The organism is Pseudoalteromonas prydzensis (assembly GCF_011050055.1).
Lineage (GTDB): Bacteria > Pseudomonadota > Gammaproteobacteria > Enterobacterales > Alteromonadaceae > Pseudoalteromonas > Pseudoalteromonas prydzensis_A.
The window spans coordinates 1-4,240 of record NZ_DRGM01000064.1 but is presented as its reverse complement, the minus strand read 5'-3'; the positions used below and the strand labels follow the sequence as shown (position 1 = coordinate 4,240).

The following is a 4,240-nucleotide window of genomic DNA, read 5'->3' as shown; positions in this document are numbered from 1 at the left end:
GCGTGTTAACTCAAATTAACCAAGCGTTTGCTCAGCACGGCATCAACATCGCCGCGCAATACTTGCAAACAGACGAAGCGATTGGTTATGTAGTTATCGACGTAGATACTGATCACTCAGAAGTCGCACTAAAAGAGTTAAGCGCGGTGGAAGGCACGATCAGAGCGCGTATTCTTCACTAATAGCGGTCAGCGGTCAGCGGTCAGCGGTCAGCGGTCAGCGGTCAGAAATAATAAAAGCCGTGCTTGTTAAGTCAAGCACGGCTTTTATTTTGAGTAAGATAAATGTTATTTTGCAAAGCGCAGTGTAGGCTCTCTGCTCAATTAAAGCCTTTTAATCGTTGTGTCCCAGCTACCCGAAAAGGATATGGGAAAAACCTAGCTGCAATGAGATCGTAATAAGAGTGCCTCACTATATGTTTGCCGTAAGCTACTTGCTTAACTGGAGCATCGGCAGACGAAGTAAACGAATTTGTTTATTGATTTAGAATTGACCGTCACTGTATAAAAACGGCCAAAAAGAACACTCATGCCTATTGACAGAGTTAAGGCTCATATGTGTTAGGTTTACGGTAGCACAACAACAACTTCAACTTCTAGTAAATGCGATTTACTCCAAAGCCTTTTAACTTCAACCCAACTTGAAGAAGGATATTTATCACTGAAATGTGCCTTACGTGTTGGAATAAATGCCTTTAACTTTTCAATATCGGTAGTGAAGATAACCTCTTTAACGATCGCATCTGTTCCAACATTATAATCAGCCAATATTTTCTTGATGGTACTATAAATATCATCAATTTGTTTTTCAAAAGTTGTTTCTTCGCTAGTGATACCAGAGATGTTATAAAGTGTTGTTAGCCTTTACAGCTTGCGAGTAGCCAATATCATTTTCCCAAGAATGATAATTTTTTCTTTCAATCACTTGTTCGGTCGTTGCACAACCAAAAAGGAATAGGCCACAAGATAAAACCAATGATTTTTTGACTAAATTTAGCAAGTGAGCTCCAGTAATGAATACCAACGCCTCAATCAGCCGACGCGTTAGCGGTCGGCTCCATTGATTTGTTAGGCAATCTATAGGTTTCATTGATAAATCTTGGCAAAACGCCATTTAGATGCCAGTTATTTCTGGAAAAGGAATGCAGTTTACAATTGAACTCCATAATACCTTCCAAAGATGAATTGTGATTATCAATGCATCGCGCAATATGGTTAGCTTCTCCGTCGGAAATAGATCCCTCGACATGCAGAACTTTTGTTTCTCCGCTAGCAATTGAAATACGCTCTAGTATGCTAGATCTTAGTTTTACTCCGGCGCATTGGAAGTCATATGACGATCTATCTAATTCAACCTCAAACGGTGAAATATTTGTAATCTGAAGCCAAAGACCAAATGATGCAACCTCTCCCAGATTAATCGTCGCATATTCGTGCCTCGGCCTCACATCAAAAAGAATGAGATCTCGTAATTTCTCTCGAGTAAATATCCTACGCAAAATAAATTTTGGCAGCCAAGTTAGAAGCTTCCAAATACTAGATATAGATAAACCTTCCATTATTAATCCTAATTAGTGCCTAACATTTTAGTATTTATGCGACACGCAGTTTGTGTTGCATAATCGCTTGTTGGACTGAGGCGCTACCTGCTCGGTGTGTCAGAGTTGGTGTTACTTATGCTATGGGAATTTGCTTTTTATGGCCTAAGCGATATCAAGCCAACTTTACTGGCGTGTCTATCGTATCTAAGCTGTCCCTGCGTTACTCAGCGTTTATTATGTATCCATTAAACCTAATGTTTAACCGTTAAGCAATTATATTTTTCGTACGCACAGCAGTTACTGACCTGAGCAGTTAAGCAGGTTAACTAGTTGATTTGATGCAGCAAGCTAGACCGCTAACTCGTTCGCGCTATTTTATTTGTCGCTACGTCTAAATTAACCACACCAATAAATCGCAAGATACCCACCTTGCATGACTGGCAAGGCCATTGCGGTATCAATGGTTCTTTTTCTGTCTTTGGTTTCACCAGTTTACATAGGGTTAGTGCGTGAGCCCTTATCAGCGCTAACTTTCGCTTGCGACATGCATTGGCTAAAAATCCATAGTGGCGAATACGCATAAACCCTTTGGGCAGTACATGCTGTAAGTAGCGTCGTAGAAATTCATCACAGCTCAGTGTCATTACTTTATCGCGGTTGTTATCTGCATAATCTCGGTATTTAAAACTCACAGATTGTTCATTCGCTGTCACCAAATGTGATTCTGACATCACGCCTTTTCGGGTATAACGTGCAAGGTAACTGACTAACTTTTCACTGTACGCTAAGCATGCCTTACTATAAACGCACCATTTTGTTGGGGTGCTTATCCGCGTTAATGTACTATCACACTCATTCAGCGCCGTGAGCATTTTTCCCCTAAAAACTGTTGATAACGCTTTTACAGGGTATAAATAGCCTTTTTCTATTTCATGCCAGTGTGCTTTATTAAGCGCACCTGCGGGTATCAAACAATGCAAGTGGATATGCTGACCTAAGTTTTGCCCCCATGTATGCAGTACGCTTGTCATGCCTAACTGGCCATGTCTTTTTCGTTTCGCAAATTTACTCAGCGTTTGCCATGTGGCTTTGAATAAACATTGATACAACGCGTTTGGGTTGTAGTGCGCAATGATATTCAACTCATGGGGGAGTGTAAAAACAAGGTGGAAATACCGACACGGTAATAAATCCTCCTGCTGTCTTTGCACCCATTTAACCGTGGCCATGCCTTGGCAACGTGGACAGTGGCGGTCTCGGCAACTACACCCAATCTGCTGCGACTCACCACAGGTATCACATTGCCATGCTTGATAACCGAGCTGACCCGTTCTGCATGATTGAAGGTGCTGACAGACACGTAGCTGCTGATAGCTCATCATATGATGTTGCCGATAATCACCAAGGCCTAAATTTAAAATATCAGCTAGGTGTAAAGCACTCATTGTTTACTCCAACTCGCAAGTAAATCAATGCCGCCATGCCCTAATTCAGGTAACCAATGTAAGTAACTTTGCGTGGTTTTAATATGACTGTGCCCAAGCTGATGTTGCAGTTGATGAAGTGGCATACCTGATTCAAGTTGATGTGTTGCATAAGCATGGCGTAGTGCATGTGGATTACAGTGTTTTAAACCACACGCTTGTGCGTGTTTTCTCAATGGCTTCCTGAAGGTCGATGCTGACATAGGTTTATCCATTAACAATCGCGAGTAAAACATCCAACCCGTTGGGTGATACATTTTCCAGTAACTGCGTAATTGGTTTAGTACGCTATCTGAAACTACAACATAACGCGATTTATCCCCTTTACCCTGTTCAATTAAAATAGTTTTACGCTGTCCGTCGATGTCTTGCACTTTAATGCGTAGCAGTTCGCTAACACGTAAACCACAGCCATAACACACCGCTATTAACGTTTTCAATCGCATGTCAGTGCAGCTTTCTATAAGCCGTCGCATATCATCACGCGATAAATACGTGGGTGCGCGCAATTTCGCTTTTGGCAGTGCAATATCTAAGTTCAGTGGACGATGTAAAATATTCTTAAACAAGAACCAAATACTGTTTATTTTTATTTTCTGGCTTGCTCTAGAAAGCTTACGAATAGCGGGATCGTTAAAAAAGGCGCTAAGCTCGTCATCAGTAATCGAATCGAGCGGTTTATTAAAATAATGACTGAGTTTTAGTAAATGTTCACAGTAGCTTTTACATGTACTTTGCGAATAACCTCGGTAGACTATTTCTGTTTTGACTTGTTCAATGAGTGTATTCATGACTTACCTCCAAGTTATGGGATAACCCCAAGGTAAGTGTGGCTCAACTGGTCAGAATAGGATCTCCGCGTAGCGGCTTAGTTCAACATTTAATAATGCGCTCATCGCGTATATTTCTGCGGACGTCACGCTGATTTCCTACTTTATATAGTTTTAACAAATAACCTAAGGTATTACTATCACTAGGGGCTGTTGATCTTTGTAGTACATATATTAATCAGCCCACATTGGTAGCCACATCATCGTAAATGCTAAAGCGAGCATTGAATGATAATTTCGCTCAAGCTTTTCATACCGTGTGGCTATCCCTCTATATTGCTTAATACGGCCAAATGCATTCTCAACCAAGTGCCGATATTTGTACATACACCAGTCAATATCTTCATTACCTACTAAACTGTTGTCCTTACGTGGAATAACGGGTG

5 protein-coding genes and 1 pseudogene are annotated in these 4,240 nt (G+C 41.1%); 1 reads left to right on the top strand and 5 read right to left on the bottom strand.

Features of this window, described 5'->3' with window-relative positions:
* Positions 1-182 (top strand): annotated as a pseudogene (locus ENH88_RS06070) (phosphoglycerate dehydrogenase); the annotation flags it as partial.
* 384 nt (positions 183-566) lie between these two features.
* On the opposite strand, the gene ENH88_RS06065 reads toward ENH88_RS06070, so the two are convergent.
* The 5 genes from ENH88_RS06065 to ENH88_RS06045 form a co-directional block, all read right to left on the bottom strand.
* A complete protein-coding gene (locus ENH88_RS06065; RefSeq protein ID WP_304180684.1) occupies positions 567-833 on the bottom strand; it encodes a RidA family protein in 267 nt (88 codons plus the stop codon).
* Positions 834-1,027: 194 nt separating this feature from the next.
* Positions 1,028-1,558 (bottom strand): hypothetical protein, encoded by a 531-nt coding sequence (locus ENH88_RS06060; RefSeq protein WP_304180682.1) that lies wholly within the window; start codon positions 1,556-1,558, stop codon positions 1,028-1,030.
* Positions 1,559-1,896: 338 nt separating this feature from the next.
* A complete protein-coding gene (locus ENH88_RS06055; protein ID WP_304180680.1) occupies positions 1,897-2,985 on the bottom strand; it encodes an IS91 family transposase in 1,089 nt (362 codons plus the stop codon).
* A complete protein-coding gene (locus ENH88_RS06050; protein WP_304180678.1) occupies positions 2,982-3,815 on the bottom strand; it encodes a tyrosine-type recombinase/integrase in 834 nt (277 codons plus the stop codon). The genes ENH88_RS06055 and ENH88_RS06050 overlap by 4 nt, the downstream gene beginning before the upstream one ends.
* 213 nt (positions 3,816-4,028) lie before the next feature.
* Positions 4,029-4,240, bottom strand: a 212-nt coding sequence (locus ENH88_RS06045; RefSeq protein ID WP_304180676.1) for a transposase, incomplete at its 5' end; no start/stop codon positions are given.